At 61.6% G+C, this 17,679-nt stretch carries 13 protein-coding genes; 5 read left to right on the top strand and 8 right to left on the bottom strand.

Annotation, left to right across the window (positions count from 1 at the left end; all coding sequences use genetic code 11):
* The first annotated feature begins 174 nt into the window (after positions 1 to 174).
* Both PQQ52_RS14695 and PQQ52_RS14690 read left to right on the top strand, forming a co-directional pair.
* Positions 175 to 1,635, top strand: coding sequence for an NAD-dependent succinate-semialdehyde dehydrogenase (locus tag PQQ52_RS14695; protein WP_408212247.1), 1,461 nt, complete (start codon positions 175 to 177; stop codon positions 1,633 to 1,635).
* 864 nt (positions 1,636 to 2,499) lie between these two features.
* Positions 2,500 to 4,674: a carbohydrate-binding protein gene (locus PQQ52_RS14690; protein WP_408212245.1), complete on the top strand. Its 2,175-nt coding sequence runs from the start codon at positions 2,500 to 2,502 to the stop codon at positions 4,672 to 4,674.
* Positions 4,675 to 4,881: 207 nt separating this feature from the next.
* On the opposite strand, the gene PQQ52_RS14685 is transcribed toward PQQ52_RS14690, so the two are convergent.
* The 6 genes from PQQ52_RS14685 to mdlC all read right to left on the bottom strand — a co-directional run bounded on the left by PQQ52_RS14685 (position 4,882) and on the right by mdlC (position 12,445).
* Positions 4,882 to 5,544 carry a dihydrofolate reductase family protein gene (locus PQQ52_RS14685; protein ID WP_408212242.1) on the bottom strand — a complete coding sequence of 221 codons (663 nt, stop codon included), beginning with the start codon at positions 5,542 to 5,544 and terminating at the stop codon, positions 4,882 to 4,884.
* 167 nt (positions 5,545 to 5,711) lie between these two features.
* Positions 5,712 to 6,206, bottom strand: a complete 495-nt coding sequence (locus PQQ52_RS14680; protein ID WP_408212239.1) for a GNAT family N-acetyltransferase — start codon at positions 6,204 to 6,206, stop codon at positions 5,712 to 5,714.
* A gap of 97 nt (positions 6,207 to 6,303) precedes the next feature.
* A complete protein-coding gene (locus PQQ52_RS14675; RefSeq protein ID WP_408212236.1) occupies positions 6,304 to 7,440 on the bottom strand; it encodes a porin in 1,137 nt (378 codons plus the stop codon).
* A 210-nt stretch (positions 7,441 to 7,650) separates the two neighbouring features.
* Positions 7,651 to 8,922, bottom strand: coding sequence for an MFS transporter (locus PQQ52_RS14670; RefSeq protein ID WP_408212283.1), 1,272 nt, complete (start codon positions 8,920 to 8,922; stop codon positions 7,651 to 7,653).
* A gap of 395 nt (positions 8,923 to 9,317) precedes the next feature.
* Entirely contained in the window at positions 9,318 to 10,769 is a 1,452-nt protein-coding gene (locus PQQ52_RS14665) for an aldehyde dehydrogenase (protein ID WP_408212234.1), read from the bottom strand.
* A gap of 56 nt (positions 10,770 to 10,825) precedes the next feature.
* Positions 10,826 to 12,445 carry a benzoylformate decarboxylase gene (gene mdlC / locus PQQ52_RS14660; RefSeq protein WP_408212231.1) on the bottom strand — a complete coding sequence of 540 codons (1,620 nt, stop codon included), beginning with the start codon at positions 12,443 to 12,445 and terminating at the stop codon, positions 10,826 to 10,828.
* Between the two features lie 111 nt (positions 12,446 to 12,556).
* On the opposite strand from mdlC, the gene PQQ52_RS14655 reads away from it, so the two are divergent.
* Positions 12,557 to 13,465 carry a LysR family transcriptional regulator gene (locus PQQ52_RS14655; RefSeq protein WP_408212228.1) on the top strand — a complete coding sequence of 303 codons (909 nt, stop codon included), beginning with the start codon at positions 12,557 to 12,559 and terminating at the stop codon, positions 13,463 to 13,465.
* Positions 13,466 to 13,616: 151 nt separating this feature from the next.
* Here PQQ52_RS14655 and PQQ52_RS14650 read toward each other — a convergent pair whose 3' ends face one another.
* Positions 13,617 to 13,943 carry a DUF4148 domain-containing protein gene (locus tag PQQ52_RS14650; RefSeq protein ID WP_408212226.1) on the bottom strand — a complete coding sequence of 109 codons (327 nt, stop codon included), beginning with the start codon at positions 13,941 to 13,943 and terminating at the stop codon, positions 13,617 to 13,619.
* Positions 13,944 to 14,214: 271 nt separating this feature from the next.
* On the bottom strand, positions 14,215 to 15,231 hold the full coding sequence (locus PQQ52_RS14645; protein WP_408212223.1) for a GlxA family transcriptional regulator: 1,017 nt from the start codon (positions 15,229 to 15,231) through the stop codon (positions 14,215 to 14,217).
* A 373-nt stretch (positions 15,232 to 15,604) separates the two neighbouring features.
* Here PQQ52_RS14645 and PQQ52_RS14640 point away from each other — a divergent pair, with 373 nt between their 5' ends.
* On the top strand, positions 15,605 to 16,558 hold the full coding sequence (locus tag PQQ52_RS14640) for a choline ABC transporter substrate-binding protein (RefSeq protein WP_408212220.1): 954 nt from the start codon (positions 15,605 to 15,607) through the stop codon (positions 16,556 to 16,558).
* 154 nt (positions 16,559 to 16,712) lie between these two features.
* Positions 16,713 to 17,642 (top strand): 3-dehydrocarnitine:acetyl-CoA trimethylamine transferase CdhC, encoded by a 930-nt coding sequence (gene cdhC / locus PQQ52_RS14635; protein ID WP_408212218.1) that lies wholly within the window; start codon positions 16,713 to 16,715, stop codon positions 17,640 to 17,642.
* Positions 17,643 to 17,679 lie beyond the last annotated feature (37 nt).

The following is a 17,679-nucleotide window of genomic DNA, read 5'->3' as shown; positions in this document are numbered from 1 at the left end:
CAGGGGCGACGCTAATAAACCAATAACAATTCAAGGAAAGGCCAACGCCGCAGGCACACAGACAGCAAGCACCAAACAGCCAAAGGAAAGACCAACGCCACAGGCACACAGAACCAGCAACCGCCGAGCAGGCAAAAAACCCGCCCCCCCAAAGCCCCAGGAGCAAAACCCAAAATGCCGACGCTAGTCCTAAAAGACCCTACTCTCCTAAAAACAAAATCCTACATAGCAGGCGAATGGCAATCCGCCGACGACGCCACAACATTCGAAGTAAAAAACCCGGCCACAGGCGAAACAATCGCCACCGTGCCCCGCATGGGCACAACAGAAACCCGTCGTGCAATCGACACAGCAAACGCCGCATGGCCAGCATGGCGAGCAACCACCGCCAAACACCGCGCCACGATCCTGCGCAAATGGCATGACCTCATGCTGGAAAACGCCGACGACCTGGCAAAGATTCTGACCACCGAACAAGGCAAACCCCTCGCCGAAGCCAAAGGCGAAATCCTCTACGCCGCCTCGTTCCTGGAATGGTTCGCGGAAGAAGGCAAACGCGTCAACGGCGACACCATCCCCACGCCAGCAGGCGACAAACGCATTGTCGTGACGAAAGAACCGATCGGTGTCTGCGCGGCCATCACGCCGTGGAATTTCCCGGCGGCCATGATCACGCGTAAAGTCGGCCCGGCCCTCGCCGCCGGCTGCCCGATCATCGTCAAACCGGCCGAAGCCACGCCGCTGTCGGCACTCGCCCTCGCCGTACTGGCCGAACGCGCCGGCGTGCCGCGCGGCGTGTTCAACGTCGTCACCGGCGAGCCGAAAGCCATCGGCGCGGAAATGACCGGCAATCCGATCGTGCGTAAATTGTCCTTCACGGGCTCGACGCCGGTCGGCCGTTTGCTCATGGCGCAATGCGCGCCAACAGTCAAAAAGGTGTCGCTCGAACTCGGCGGCAACGCACCGTTCATCGTCTTCGAAGACGCGGATCTGGACGCGGCCGTCGCGGGCGCCATCGCATCGAAATATCGCAATAGCGGCCAGACCTGCGTCTGCACGAACCGCTTTTACGTGCACGATAAAGTCTACGACGCATTCGCAGAAAAACTGCGCGTTGCCGTCGAACAACTCAAGGTCGGCCGCGGCACCGAAGATGGCGTCACGCAAGGACCCCTCATCAACGAAGCCGCTGTGCTCAAGGTCGAATCGCATATCGAAGACGCCCTCGCCAAAGGTGCACGCATCATCACCGGTGGCAAGCGCCATGCGCTCGGTCACGGCTTCTTCGAGCCCACCGTGCTCGCGGATGTCACCCCCGCCATGAAAGTCGCACGCGACGAAACCTTCGGCCCGCTCGCGCCGCTGTTCCGTTTCTCGTCGGATGAAGAAGTGATCCGCCTCGCCAACGACACGGAATTCGGCCTCGCCTCGTACTTCTATAGCCGCGATATCGGCCGCGTCTGGCGCGTCGCGGAAGCGCTCGAATACGGCATGGTCGGTATCAATACCGGGTTGATCTCCAACGAAGTCGCGCCGTTCGGTGGCGTCAAGCAATCCGGTCTTGGCCGCGAAGGTTCGCATTACGGCATCGACGACTACGTTGTCATCAAGTACATGTGCGTCGGCGGGATCTGAGTCTTTACTGTAAAGGCGCGAATTCGAGGCTCATGGAGGAACATCCACGAAGGTACCGGCGACCTTCATCGTCTGGGCTTCATTGAATGTGACTCGATGAAGCACTACGATGCACGTTGTCCTGGAGAAGCGCCGACGGAACCCGGAACCGAATCGCCACGCGAAAAGCCAGGACCGCATACCAGAAGCCGCCCGCAGGACCTAATACCGTTCAGCCAAGGTCCTTTTTCAGGTATCGAACTGTGTAACGGAAAGGTCTGGATTTGACGGCCCGAGCGCAAGTGCGCCCGGGCCGTTTTTTCGTTGGGACGTTGCTTGAGGCGTGCGCGCAAAAGCGTGAGCTAGGCGGGGAGCCTGCCGTACGAACGCGTGGTTGCCGCCCGTGTCATTTCGTATTGGATCGTGTGAAGCGCGCGAATGAAGCTCAGGTCCTCCCACGCGCGCCTGGCTTCGAGTGCGGCTTTTGGCAATGATTCCCAGCTTCGATATACAGCTGGTCGTCTATGCGTTGGCAAATGCTGTGACCAACGTTGCCCAGAAAGTCGAGGTTGTCAAACCTTCCGTCGCGGGTCTGTTCATTGGCAAATTCATACAGAACGTGAAAAGAGGTATCGGGACGAACCGCCGCGGACAATCCCCTTAAACACCCCATCGTTCCGACCACCTCTTGTCACTCGAATAACGTCGCTGCATCGATCAACCAAGCAGCGTGCTTTTATCTTTTACGCATAAATTTCTGTATCCCTAAACATTCCCACGTGCTGGGATAACAAAAAAGGTTTTGGAGGTCCAGAGCAGAACTGAATATAGTCACTCCCAAAACAGCCCTGCCGCAAGAGTCAAGAGTTCAACCAGGAGACAGACATGAACCTGCTCGTGTACAGACGTTGTGTCATTTCGCTGTTAACCGCATTAACCGTGAGTGTGTCGCTGGGTTTGTCGGGTTGTGGCGGCGACGCGTCGGACGGTAGTGGCGCCGCCGCTTCGCTGAAGAGTCAGCAGGTCGCGGCAGCCTCTGCCGCGCAAAGCGAGTCCGCGGCGCAGCAAAGCCGCCGCGTCTCGCGTCAAATCGCCGTAGTGCCGCCGCCAATGGGATGGTCGTCATGGAACAGCCTTGCGGAGAACGTGAATTACAACACGATCAAGGCCGAAGCCGATGGCCTTTCCGCACTGAATGCGCAGATAAAATCCGGCGCGCAGTACCAGTACGTGAACACCGATGAAGGCTGGTGGACCTCAGGGACGAGGGACGCCAACGGCAACTTCGTCATCGACAACACGCAATGGCCGGGTGGCATGCAGGCCATCGCGCAATATATCCATAGCAAGGGACTGAAAGCGGGCATCTACATCGATGCCGGCCCGCAGGGTTGCGGCACGCGAACCAATGGCACGCATTTCGTCGGTAGCGATTTCGCGCACTACGATCAAGACTTTCTGCAATTCGCGCAGTGGGGATTCGACTTCGTGAAGGTCGACTTCTGCGGGGGCAGCGCAGCCGGGTATGATCCGCAGCAAGCCTATACGGCCATCGCCGATGCGATCGACAAGGCGTACGTGCAGACCGGCCACCGCGTGACGCTCAGCATCTGCGACTGGGGAACCATCGCCAATAACAGCACGTACCCCGACTTCAACGAGGGGCCGTGGGCGTGGGCCGCCGGGGTTGGCCGGATGTGGAGAACGACGGGCGACATCTATGGGCCGAACAGCGGTGCGCCGAATTTCGGCAGCGTGACCGGCAACTTTTTTGGCAACTACCACCCCGAGGCTCAGCACACCGGCTTCTACAACGACCCCGACATGATGGTGGCCGGTATGGGCATGACGGCGGTTCACGATCAGTCGCACATGAGCCTGTGGGCGATCGCCGGCGCGCCGCTGATTCTCGGCAACGACCTGTCGAAGCCGCTGACCGCGGATGCCACGCGGTTGATGACCAATACCGACGTCATCGCGGTCGACCAGGACCCGCTTGGCACACAAGGCGTAAAGGTCGCACAGTCCGGCGCACAGCAGGTGTGGGCGAAGCTGCTAGCCGGCCAGGGACAGCGTGCTGTCGTGCTGTTCAACAACGGAACGACCGACGCGCCGATGACGATCACGTGGCAGCAACTCGGCCTCGTGCCAAGCGCGCGGGCGACCGTGCGTGATCTGTGGGCCGGCAAGCAACTCGGCTCGTTTGCCGCTTCGTACACGGCACCCACGGTGCCGGCGGGCGGCGCCGTGATGCTCTCGGTAAGCGGACAGGACGTCGCCGCGACGACCTACCAGCCGACCTCACTTGGCGGTGGTGCATCGTACACGCACTGCCCGGACTGCGACGGCGGCAGGATCGTTCGGGGACTTGGCACGGTAACCTTCGGCAACGTCGCATCGACCGGCACCGGCGGCTACGTTGAGATTGCCTATGCGAACCGCTCTCGCGAAACGTTGACCGCACAACTTTCGACAGACGGCGGCCAGCCGACCACCGTGGCATTTCCGCCGACCGGCGGCGAACGGCACGTTGGCACGGTCACGGTCTATGTGCCGCTGCAACCCGGGGCTAACTCGCTGACGTTGTCGAGCGCGGACAGCTCCGCGCCTGCGCCCGAGATTGGCACAGTCTCTGTCGTCGCCGGCCCGGTGACGCTACCGCCATTCAAGGCGGCCTACGAGGCAGAGGCATCGAGCAGCGTACTCGCCGGTGGCGCGCGTATTTCGGCATGCGGCGCTTGTTCGGGCGGCTCGGACGTCGGCTATATTGGCAACGGCGGGACGTTGACGATCAACAACATTAGTGTCCCTGCGGACGGCACCTACACCGTGTTGGTGGGTTATGCGAACGGCGACTCGGCGCCGCGCTCCGCGGACATCAGCTTTAACGGATCAACGCCTGTCACGGTGTCATTTCCGCCGAGCGGTGGGTGGAGCACCATCTCGACTCTCGCTGTAACGGGCACATTCAAGTCGGGCAACGCGAATGCGCTGATCTTCTCGAATCCTTCGGGTTGGGCACCGGACATCGATGGCGTTGGCGCGCCCGCAGCGCAGTAGCTTCAGTTGAAAGAGCCGCGCCGCCGTCTCGAGCGGCGGCGCAAACGTCAAATCAGGGAAACAGGCAGTGTTGATCTGGTCCGCGCGCTGCTTCATGCCGAACTTCCGAACCCGACCCAATGCTGGCGGTCGGTGATTGGAAAAGCGGATACTCAACGTCCAGGCTAAGGCCGCGTCCCGTCAGGGACGTCGGCCTTCAGCGAGTGCTTAGGCGTCCGTGTCCCCCTGGCGCCGTAGGACGACATGCGTGGCCTTCTCTGACGCTACGAATTCAACGCATTCGTATCCCAAAGCCCGCAAGTCAACCCCGCCGAACAGCGATTCTCCCCGACCGAGCAGGACCGGCGAGATAGCAATGTGCAGTTCATCAATCAGGCCCTCACGAAGATACTGCCGGATTGTGTCCGGTCCACCGCCGATCCGCACGTCCATTCCGGCAGCGGCCTCGCGTGCACGGTCGAGCGCCTCGCGAATGCCTCCTGTTATGAAGTGGAACGTCGTGCCGCCCTCCATCTCGATGGGAGGACGAGCATGATGGGTCAAGATGAAGACTGAAACGTGATACGGTGGATTGTCTCCCCACCAGCCTTTCCAGTTTGTGTCCGGCCAGTCCCCACGAATGGGTCCGAACATGTTCCTCCCCAGAATCCAGGCTCCAACATTCTGAAAGCCACGGGCGGCGAAATCATCGTCAACCCCGGTCGTACCACCGTCCTTGCCGAACAGGGACCGCTGGAACGTGCGTGTTGGGACCAGCCACTGATGCAGTTCCGTCCCGCCTACGCCGAGCGGATTGTTGATGTCCTGATTCGGGCCTGCTCCGTATCCGTCGAGCGAGATGGTAAAGCCATTAACGCGAACTCGTGTCATCGTTTGCCCCCATTTAGACGCCTAACGTATTGTGGACAGAAAATCTGCATGGTTTGCCGGAACTACGCAAAATATTCTGGCAGCATATTTCTGCTTAACCCCATGTCTTCAATAGAAATTTTCTGAATTTATAAGCTGGCATGCAGCAGTAAACATCCACCTGAACACTACAAGTACTCTGATTGTGTCAATGGCATTGCACAGCAGCTTTGGGCCCATTTGGCCGAACCCGGCAGTTCGGTAGGACCGAGTTCGCCCCATCGCTGCCACCCGACCCGATGTCGTGAGGTTACGCTGATATAGCGGTAGCCCGCCGCTCTGGCCGAGCGCTCAGCGTATTCCAGCAGGCTGCGGCCTATTCCTGTTCCCCTGGCGGAAGGTGCTACGGCCACGTTGTCCAGTAGCATCGCATCCTGCTCCGGGACGAGCACAAGAATGCCTTGTATCGTGCCTTCCCGCTCGACAACATAGACCCTGCCCTTGCCGATCAAGGCCTCATAGTCATCCAACATGGGCCCCGGCTGCCGCCCGATACGATGCATATAAGGCGAGTAGGCCTGTCGAACGATTTCCTCGATAGCTTGACGGTCGGCAGGAATGGCGAGGCGGGGATCGGGATACATTGTCATGTTTCGCAAGTATTCGACTGAAGGCGCGGTCATGAATATAGTAGCTCGCTCATGAGGCAAAGCACCGATCCGGCGTGACGCAATTGATGGACCTCCGAACGAAGTCCGCGAAGTCCGATCAGCTTGTCCCTCAGAACGAATGGCGAATACCGGCCATCACACCAAGTTGCCCGATGCCCGGCGCCGGCGTCGTGCCACCGCCGCCCTGGCTCACCGTATAAGCGGCATGCGGGCTATTGAACAGATACGCGCCTTGCAGGTAAACCGCGGAACGTTTCGACAACAAATACGTCGTGCGTAGCGCGGCGATTGTGCCACGGGTATCGTCGGCACGATCGATGATGCGGTACACGCCGCCGTCCAGGATGAACGCAGGCGTCACGTTATACGCAGCGGTGACGTAGTACAGATTCGAGCGCACGTCCGGTAACGCCGGAGCCACCGTTTCGACATGACGGCCGAGCCAACCCGCCCCGAGTTTCACCGGCCCGATATGTCCGTAACCGTTCAACTGCATCCGCACGTCCTTGTCGCCAGGTTGCGTCAGTGCAAAAGGCGCCGTGCCGTCGTACAGATTCGCGGCCGCGCCCGGGCCGCCGCGTTGTTCGTCGTAGGCGCTCGCCACGCCGTAGCCGTTCAGGTCATAGCGCAGCATCGCGGACCATTCGCGGCAACTCTGCGAACTGCCCGGAATCGATCCCACACAGGTGCCCTGCCCCGGTGAATTGCCAGTGCCTGCTGAATCGCGGCCGAAGGAATAGGTCGCCCCGAACGTGAAGCCCGAGAACGTGCCTTTGTACGCAATCGTATTGTCGCTGCGCGCGCTCGGCATGTACTGATCGAACGACCCCGTGCCGCCGTAAATGTCCGGACCGAGCAGATCGGAATCGAGTATCGCCCAATACGTCATCGTGTACTGACGGCCGAACGTCAACGTGCCGTACGGACTCTCGAGACCTACGTAAGCTTGCCGCCCAAACAGCCGCCCACCCTGATTGAGCGTGCCGCCCCTGGTGTTAAAACCGCTTTCCAGCACGAATACCGCGGACAAGCCGCCGCCCAATCCTTCCTTGCCGCGAATCCCCCAACGCGATGGAAATTCGCCCGTGATGCCCGGCATGCGCACAAGACTATCACCCGCCGCGTTCGAATGCGTCACCAGTTCGATACCGGTATCGATGATCCCGTACAACGTCACGCTGCTCTGTGCGAACGACGAGGCGCTAATTCCGAGCAACATACTGCCCAAAGCGAGTGTGTATTTCATTGTCTCCGTGTCTCCCTGGCTGGTGCTTTGTATGAGCGCGCACCGATCCGGATGCGTCCCATACGCAGCGTTTTTATGTAGCGATACTAATGACTGACGTGACGATACCGACCGATGTTCAAGCCGTCCGATACGCTAAAGATTGACTGCTTCAGGTAGCGACGATCCGCGCGTCGCGCGCGATCGCCGCGATTCAGGACATTGCGTCCCTCAAACGCCCGGCTTCGGTATATGGCGCTTGACCACCATCAGCGCGAGCATCACGATGACCATCGCGATCCCGAGCATCCACAAGTACGACGATGCGCCGCCGGCCGTAATCACCACCGCGCCCGCAAACGCGCTGGCAATCGCGCCGAGCCGGCCGAATGCCAGCGCCGATGCAGTGCCGGTTGCGCGCACACGGGTCGGATAGACGTAAGCGCACAGCGCAAACATTGTCGACTGGACTGCGTTGACGAACAGTCCATGCACGCCCAGACCGAAGATCAGTAAGCCCGTGTGATCGGAGATGTTCACGCCGAGCAGCAACAACGCGCTCGCCGCGCCACCCGCGCTGCAGAGAATCAACGGCCAGCGCGAACCGGTGCGAGCGATCACCACCGCGCACAGCAACGCGCCCATCACGCCGCCCAGGTTGTAGGCGGTGAGCCCAGAACCCGCTACCGAAACCGACAAGCCCTGCGTGCTCAGCATTGTCGGCAACCAGCTAAAAGCGCTATAGACGGCCAGCAGGCACATGCAGAACGCGCACCAGATCGCCACCGTATCGAGTGCCAGGCCTTCGCGGAACAACGCGGTAAAACCGGTGTGCTTTTCAGCGGCCTGTTCGCGAACGTCGGTAAAGACGCAATGGCTTGCCACAGGACGCGACATACGGCCAAGCAGGCGTTTGAGTTCCGGCCAGCGCTGCGGCCGCCGGGCGAGAAAGCGCGGCGATTCGGGCAACGTGAAGAACAGCAACACGCTGAGCGCCAATGGCAGCACGCCGCCGATCAGGAACAATCCGCGCCATCCATACGTCGGCAGAATTTCGTGCGCGAACAAGCCCGCCACCATGCCGCCGAGCGGCACGCAGACGATCGTCGCGGTGACTGCCAGTGTGCGGCGGCGAGCCGGTGTGAACTCGGCGGTCATGGTCGTCGAACTCGGCAACGCGCCACCGATGCCGAGGCCGGCGACAAAGCGCAGCACGGCAATCGTCACAACGTCGGGGGCGAAGCTGATCCCGCAGGTGGCGGCGCCGAACACCAGCACGCTGCCGATCACCGCCCAGCGTCGGCCGAAGCGATCGGCCAGCAGTCCGGCACATGCGCTGCCTATGCCCATGCCGATCAAACCGGCCGCCACCACCGGCGCAAAAGCCGCGCGCGCGACACCCCATTCCTTGATCAGCACTGGAATCGCAAAACCGATCAGCTGACTATCGAAGCCGTCCAGAACGATCGACAACGCCGCAAGAAACACCACGAGCTTCTGCATCGTGGTGTAGGGGCCTTCGTCGAGCGTGCGGCCGATGTCGACCGCGTGACGTCCCTCTTCGAGTCCTGCCTGATGGCCGGCGTGCGACGTGTCGGCCGCTTTGGTTGCCGCATTGGCCGGGCCGGCTGGTGGTACATAACTACTCATGTAGCTGTCTCCTGGTTTGTGCGCGCGATCTGAGCGCCGCGCTTTTGTCGTCACGCTCTTTTGTCACGCTTCTTTGGTGAAGCTTTTTTGATCACGTTTTTCAATCAGTATGTGAGCGAGCGGCCGGCTTTTGACATTGCCGTTTCGCGCAAAAGCCATGACATGCAGGCATGGCTTTCACGCCACGCACATCGCTGCGGTGAATGAGCGCGTAGCGATGCGCAGCGGCCGCTGCGACACTCGGCCCGTCAGAACGGGTAATGACGTGGCGTGGTCTGCACGGTAATCCAGCGCAAATCCGTAAACTCAGCGATTCCCGCCTGCCCGCCGAAACGCCCAAAGCCGCTGCCTTTCACGCCGCCAAACGGCATGTGCGCTTCGTCGTGAACGGTCGGCCCGTTGACATGGCAAATGCCCGACTCGATGCGCCTCGCGACATTCATCGCGCGTGCCACATCGCGGCTGAACACCGCCGACGAAAGCCCATACTCGTTGTCGTTCGCACAGGCGACGGCTTCGTCTTCGCCGTTCACCCGCACGATGCCCTTCACGGGCCCGAACGATTCATCGGCGTAGATGCGCATGGCGGGCGTGACGTGATCAAGCAGCGTGGCGGGCATCAAGGTGCTGTCCGCCTTACCGCCGCAGACGAGCGTGGCGCCTTTGGCCAGCGCGTCGTCGATCAGCGCATTGCAGCGCTCCACCGTACTCATATCGACGACCGATCCCAGCACTACCGGCCCCTTGCGTGGGTCGCCGAGCGGCAAGCCGCGCGCTTTCTGCGCGAGCCTGGCAACGAACGGGTCCGCGATCCGTTCATCGACGATGATCCGCTCCGTCGACATGCAGATCTGCCCTGAGTTGGCGAACGCGCCGAACGCAGCGGCGTTGACGGCTGCATCGAGATCCGCGTCGTCGAGCACGATCAATGGCGCCTTTCCGCCGAGTTCCAGTACCGACGGCTTCAGATAGCGCGCGCACGTGGCCGCGATGATCTTGCCGACTTGCGTGGAGCCGGTGAAATTGACGCGCCGCACTTTCGGATGCGCGATTAGCGCCTCGACCACCGCGCCAGCATCGGCCGGTGCATTGGTGACGAAGTTCACCACGCCCTGCGGCAAGCCCGCTTCCTGCAAGACTTCGATAATCAGGCCGTGCGTGCCGGGGCAAATCTCCGAGCCCTTCAGTACGACCGTATTCCCGCACGCGAGCGGCAATGCAATGGCACGCACCGCCAGGATCACCGGCGCATTCCACGGCGCGATGCCAAGCACGACGCCCGCCGGTTGACGCACGCCCATCGCGAGACTGCCGGGCACGTCGGACGGAAACAGCTCGCCGCCGATCTGCGTAGTGAGCGCCGCCGCCTCCATCAAACCGCCGGCGGCGAGATGCACGTTGAATCCCACCCACATCGCCGACGCGCCCGTTTCCGCTGCCATTACCGCAGCGAACGCAGCGCTGCGCGCTTCCAACGCATGCGCCGCCTTTATCAGCAGTGCGCGGCGCTCGCTCGGCCCCATCGCGGACCACGCTGGAAATGCCGCCGCCGCGGCATTGGCGGCGGCTACCGCGTCGGCGACAGTTGCCGCGGGGGCACGCGTCGCGACTTCGCCATCGAGCGGATTGCGCCGTTCGAAGGTGGCGCCGTTGCTCGCCTGCACCGCTGCGCCGTTGATCAGCATTGAAATGCTCTGCATCGTGTTTGTCTCCTGCGAAAAGTTTTTTGAATGCGGACGAGAGCTGAGTTCGAGCGTCAAGCCACGACGACTTCGACCAGCATCGGTCCGGACGACGCCAACGCGTCGCGCAAAACGTCACGCAGGCGTTCGGCATCGGTCACGCGCGTGCCATGGCAACCCATGCCCGCAGCAAGTGCCACGAAGTCGAGTCCTGGCAGATCGGTGCCTTGCACCAGATCGTCTGGACCAAAACCGAATTCCGGCGCGAAGTCCTGCAACGCGGCATAGCGTGAATTGTTCAGGATCACGAATGTGAGCGGCAATTTCATCTGCACGGCGCTATAGATCGCCTGAATCGAATACATGCTGGAGCCGTCGCCGATCAGGCCGATCACGCGCCTGCCGGGCTTCGCCAACGCGACGCCGACAGCAGCCGGCATGCCGAAGCCCAGGCCGCCGCTGTCCATCGTGTAGAACGTGCCGCTGCGCGTGAACGGCAGGTAGTTCTGCACCGCCGGCCGCGCGCTCGGCGCCTCCTCGACCACGATATCGTCCGCATTGCGCACCTCGGCGAGCGTCTGCAACGCGAACGCCACCGACATCAATGGCGACGGTTCCGCGCGGGGACGCGCGGCGCGTGGCGCGGGCAACGGGCGTGCCTTTGGTGCAATCCGGGTCAGCAGGTCGGCTACGCCGAGGCGAATATTGCCGACCACCGCGGTGCCGGCCGGCACCCACGCCGCAATAGCCGGATCGTCGATCAACTGGCATAGCGTCGCACCGGCGGGCAGATGCGGTCCGTGGCCTTCGACGTGATATGTGAAAGCCGGCGCGCCGATCACGAAGATCAGGTCATGGCCGCCGAGCAGCTCGACGATCTTCTCGCGCATGGCCGGCAGGAAGCCGGCGAACAGGCGATGGTCTTCGGGGAACGCACAACGGCCTGTCATCGGCGCGACGAACACGCGGGCATTGTGGCGTTCGGCGAGACTCACGACTTCGTCCCAGCCGCCGGCGCGATCGACTGCGCCGCCCACCACGAAAGCCGGCCGCTCGCAGGCATCGAGCGCCGCGCCGATCTGCTCCAGCACGAACGGTTCCGGGCGCGTCTCTGTACTGACCACGCGCGCCGGCACCGGCTCGGCAGCACGGTCCCAGTCGTCGACGGGAATCGACACCAGCACCGGCCCGCGTGGCTCCTGCATCGCGACGTGATAAGCGCGCGCGATCGCCAGCGGCACGTCTTCGGCGCGCGCCGGTTCGATGCTCCATTTGACGTACGGCTTCGGCAATTCGGTGGCTTGCGTCGATCCGAGAAACGGGTCGAACGGCAGAATCGAGCGGGCCTGCTGGCCGGCGGTGATCACAATCGGAGTGCGATTGCGGAACGCGGTAAAGATATTGCCCATCGCATTGCCCACACCCGCCGCCGAGTGCAGATTGACGAATGAAGCGTTGCGGGTAGCCTGCGCGTAACCATCGGCCATGCCGACCACGGACGCTTCCTGCAAGCCCAGCACGTAACGGAAATCTGGTGGGAAATCGCGGAACAGCGGCAATTCCGTCGACCCCGGGTTAGCGAACACCGAAGTCATACCGACGCGTCGCATGAAATCGATCACGGCGTGGCGCACAGTGAACGGTACATGTTGAGAGAGCCCCAATGCGTCTGAACGGGGCGCGTTGCTGGTCATGCCTGTCTCCAATAGTTGCGGCCGATGAGCGCCGTTTCCTGATGGCTCATTATCTGAAGCTCGAGGTTGATTGAAAATTGCCTTTTTTGAGAAAAGGCATTACTTTTTCGCATGACTTTCAATCTTCAGCAATTGCACGCGTTCGCAACCATCGTCACGAGCGGCAGCCTGGGCCGTGCCGCGGAGGTGCTGCACGTCACGCAGCCCGCGCTGAGCCGCACCATCAAGCGGCTCGAGGATCAGGTCGGCGCACCGCTGTTCGAACGGCACTCGAAGGGTATGCAGCTTACTGCGATCGGCAGCGCGCTGTTGCCGCACGCGACCCTGCTGCAGCGCGAAGCCGATCATGCACGCGAGGAAATCGATGCGATGCGCGGCCTCGCGAAAGGGACGATTCGCGTCGGTGCGGTGGCGAGCATCGCAACGCTCGTGCTGCCGCTCGCGGTGAGCGGCGTGCTCGCGCGCTGGCCGAATCTGCGTGTGGAGATTATGGAGGGCGTGTGGGACCGGCTTGCGGACAGTCTGATGAAACACGAGATCGATCTCGCGCTCAGCATGGCCGTGCCCGACACGGACGAGATTGCCGCGATCGCCGACTGCAGGTGGGAAGACACGAGCTTTGTGGTCGCGGCACTCGATCATCCGCTGCGAAACAAGGTGGATTTATCGCTTGCCGACACGCTCGACCAGCAGTGGTGTGTGCCGCCACGTGGCACGGGTCCGTTCGAGCACATGCAGCATGTGTTTGCCGAGCATGGGCTCGGCATGCCGCCGATTGCCGTCGAGACGCGCTCGATCACGGTGCTGAAAAGCCTGGTGACACGCGCGGGATTTCTGAGCTGGATGGCTACGCCGATGTACGACACCGAAAGCGCGGCCGGCGTGTTCGATACGCTGCCGATTCCGGGTTTGGTCGCACGCCGCACGTTGACGGCGTTTCGGCGCCGTCAGGGGATTTTGCCGAGTCCGGCGGTGAAGTTGCTGGAACAACTCAGACAGTTGACTGCCGTTCCGGGTTGAACGGCTGTACGCGTCCGGAAGAAACTACGAGCGCCGATTACTTCGGTTAACGCTCGATCGCGCAGCCGCCTTCCACTTTGCGATGAAAGCAGGCCTGCTGCGCGTTCTTGCCAATCAAACAGGCGCGAGACGACTGCTCACGCCTCGGTCATTAATGACCGACGTTGACGACCGGAGCCGAGTACGAACTCGGCGTCACTTCGGTGCGGCTACCTGCTTGCGACGACCCGTTCGTGGCCGAACCATAACCGCTGGCTTGACCCGCGCCGTTTTGTGCGGCAACACGCGCCTCAGCAGCCTGAATGTTCGCCGGATAATCGTCGGTATTCGCTGTTGCCGGGTTGTAACCGGCCTTTTCCAGTTGGACCAGTTCCGCACGCACCTGGGCGCGAGTCACCGGCTGGCTGGTTTGGGAAAAAGCAGCGAGCGGCGCAGTGATAAGCGCAGCGATGACAACAGCTTCGATCAGGGATTTCATGACGACTACCTCCAGAGATTGTTTTTTGCCGTGCTGCAAATCTGTTTACTTGCAGCCAGTGGAGACAGTCTAGAAGTCAGTGTACCTAGGGTAAACACCTAATTAACGAATTCACTGTTGCTAGATACGACACAATCGCCGCGAAAGATAATTGAAAGCTCGACGATGATGCCGGCTCTCAATGCTTGAAGTCTCGTGCGTCACGTATCGACTGGGTCGGACGAGCGTGGCGCCGCCTTCGGCGAGCAGTCATCGCTGGCACGCAACGAAATCAGCTTGCCGACAATGCGGGGGCCGATACCTGCGTTGCCTCGCTCGATGACAACACCGCGCTGCCATTCCTGCCGCCCGTCGCCTGCCGGTCACCCCTCGGGCTCACGCCGAACCGCGCGCGATACGTCCGCGAAAAATGCGAAGGGGACTCGAATCCGCATGCAACGCAAATCGACGTGATCGACATGTCGGTCTGTTGCAGCAGCTCGCGCGCCCGGGTGAGGCGCAGTTGCAAATAGAAATGCGTCGGCGTGTCTTTCAGCGACGCGCAGAACAGCCGCTCCAGTTGCCGCCGCGTCACGCTGATCTCGTCCGCGAGTTGATCGGGCGTCAGCGGCTCTTCCATATGCTGTTCCATTGCGCCAATCACCTGAATCAGTTTGCGGTTGTGCACACCGTAGCGAGCCGCAATTTCCATGCGTTGATGGTCCGAACGCTGACGGATCCGGCTCACGACGAACTGTTCCGATACCGCCGAGGCCAACGCTGCGCCGTGCTTGCGGCCGATCAGGTCGAGCATCATGTCGATCGACGCCGTGCCGCCCGCACACGTGATGCGCCGCGCGCCGATTTCGAACAGTTCCTGGCTTGCGTTCAGTGAACCATAGCGCTCGCGGAAGGCCGACAACGCTTCCCAATGGACGGTCACGCTGTCCGAGCCGCTGAGGAGGCCTGCTTCCGCGAGAACGAAGCTGCCCGTGTCGATGCCGCCGAGCGTTGCGCCGGCGCGCTCGAGCCGCTTCAAACAATCGCCGAGCACGCGCGTATAGCAGGCGAGCGGCTCGAAGCCCGCGACGACGAATACCGTCTGCGTTTCGCGAACGTCGACGATTGCCGCCTCTGCATTGATCGAGATACCGTTGCTGGCTTCGACCGGCGCGCCATCGAGACTCAAAATGCGCCAGCGGTAGAGATCACCGCGAAAGCGGTTCGCCACGCGCAAAGGCTCGACCGCCGACATGAAGCCGATCGCCGAAAAGCCAGGCAGCAGCAGGAACGACATATCTTCGGGCATCTTGCGCAGACTCGATAAGGGACACAAACCGCAAGCGGACGCGGGATTCCGGGCGAGCGTAGCAAGCAGGGCGCGAGCCGGCAAGGCACACCAAAAATCACTGCGCCCATCAATGCTGCACTGCAATGACACACGATGCTGGTTTTCCCCCGCTGTCGCGTGGAAGCAAGAACGGGTCGCTGGCGGTCGCTTTGGCAGGAATATGGGGCATTAACGTTACGTCACTCGTGCAGATCAAGCCTGACTCAAGTCCGACTTAAGCATTGCTCGAACATAACTCAAGCCGTATCGCGCAGGTCCGGGGGCCGCCGTGTTTTTCTCGCCGCGGCCCGGTTCAAAACACGCTGTCTAACGTGTCCGAAGGGGGAACGTCATGAAGTTACGCGTCAAAGCCTTGCTTGCCCATCTTGCCTGTCTGGCAGCCGTTGTCGCTGCGTCGCCGGCGTTTGCGCAGGATCCCTCCACTTGCCGCGCGGTGCATTTTGCCGACATTGGCTGGACGGACATCACGTCGACCACTGCGCTCGCGTCGACCATATTCGAGGGACTCGGCTATCAGCCGGTTACGACCGTCGCCTCGGTGCCGATTTCGTTCGCGGGCCTGAGGAGCAAACAACTCGACGTGTCGCTCGGCTACTGGTGGCCCGTGCAGGAGAAAGCGATCGCGCCGTTCGTCGATTCGAAATCGATCCAGGTGCTGCAACCGCCTAACCTGACCGGCGCTAAAGCGACCTTCGCGGTGCCGGGTTACGAATACGACGCAGGGCTCAAGACTTTCGCCGACATCGCGAAACATCGCGATCAACTCGACGGAAAGATCTATGGCATCGAACCCGGCAGCAGTGCGAACGCCGCGATTCAGAAAATGATCGCCAACAATCAGTTCGGCCTCGGCGGCTTCAAGCTGATCGAATCGAGTGAAGCGGGCATGCTGGTTTCGGTGGATCGCGCCATTCGCGAGAAAAAATGGGTAGTGTTTCTCGGCTGGGAACCGCATCCGATGAATATCCAGATCGATATGAAATATCTCACCGGCAGCGACGGCGTATTCGGTCCGAATGATGGCGAAGCACGCGTTTATACACTCACCTCTCCCGACTTTCTGACGCGTTGCCCGAACGCGGGCAAGCTCGTCAGCAATCTGCGCTTTTCGACCCAACTGGAGAACGTGGTGATGCAGTCGGTGATGAACAAGGAAAAACCCGCCGATGCCGCTAAAGCGTATCTGAAGAAGAACCCGCAAGTTCTGGATGCGTGGCTCGCGGGCGTGAAGACCTATGACGGTAAAGACGGCTTACCGGCAGTGAAAGCCTTTCTCGGACTTTGACGGGGTCGCCTAGACGGGGTCGCCTGGACGGGGTCGCCTGGCCGCGGTCGACCTGGAAGAGATCACCTGGGCGCGGTCGGCTCAGACGCGGTTTTAATCCAGTCCAGCGCTCATCCATCAAGCCGCGCATTTCAATCCACAGGAACTAGCACGTATGAATCATGAAGTCATCGTGACCTGCGCCGTCACCGGCGCGGGAGATACAGTCGGCAAGCATCCGGCCATTCCCGTCACGCCGAAGCAGATCGCCGACGCCGCCATCGAAGCCGCGAAAGCCGGCGCCACTGTCGCGCATTGCCACGTCCGCGATCCGAAGACCGGCCGCGGCAGCCGCGATCCGCAGTTATACCGCGAAGTAGTCGACCGGATCCGCTCGTCAGGCACCGACGTGATCATCAATCTGACGGCTGGCATGGGCGGCGATCTCGAGATCGGTCCCGGCGAAGACCCAATGCGCTTCGGCGCGGGAACCGACCTGGTGGGCGGCCTGACGCGGCTCGCGCACGTAGAGGAACTGCTGCCGGAAATCTGCACGCTCGACTGCGGCACGCTCAATTTCGGCGACGGCGACTACATCTACGTGTCGACGCCCGCGCAATTGCGCGCCGGCGCAAAGCGCATCCAGGAACTCGGCGTGAAGCCGGAACTGGAGATCTTCGACACCGGCCATCTATGGTTCGCGAAGCAATTGCTCAAGGAAGGCTTGCTCGACGCGCCGCCGCTGTTTCAGATCTGCCTGGGCATTCCATGGGGCGCGCCCGCCGATACCACGACGATGAAAGCGATGGCGGACAACCTGCCGCCCGGCGCGCAATGGGCCGGGTTCGGCATCGGCCGCATGCAGATGCCGATGGTCGCGCAGGCGATGCTCCTTGGCGGCCATGTGCGTGTCGGCCTCGAAGACAACGTCTGGCTCGATAAAGGGGTGCATGCAACGAACGGCACGCTGGTGCAACGCGCGGTCGAGATCATCGAACGGCTTGGCGGGCGCGCGCTGACGCCCGCGGAAGGCCGCCGCAAGCTCGGCCTGCCCGCCCGTGGCGAGCGGCAGTTGGAGCGGCGTGCGGCTGGACAGTACGCGTGAATACAGCGCGTACCCGTTGCGCCTGATATGGCGCGCT

It is taken from the genome of Paraburkholderia sediminicola, from assembly GCF_046030555.1.
GTDB classification, from domain to species: Bacteria; Pseudomonadota; Gammaproteobacteria; order Burkholderiales; family Burkholderiaceae; genus Paraburkholderia; species Paraburkholderia sediminicola_E.
The sequence above is the reverse complement of the archived record's forward strand: the minus strand, read 5'-3'. Positions and strand labels throughout refer to the sequence as shown.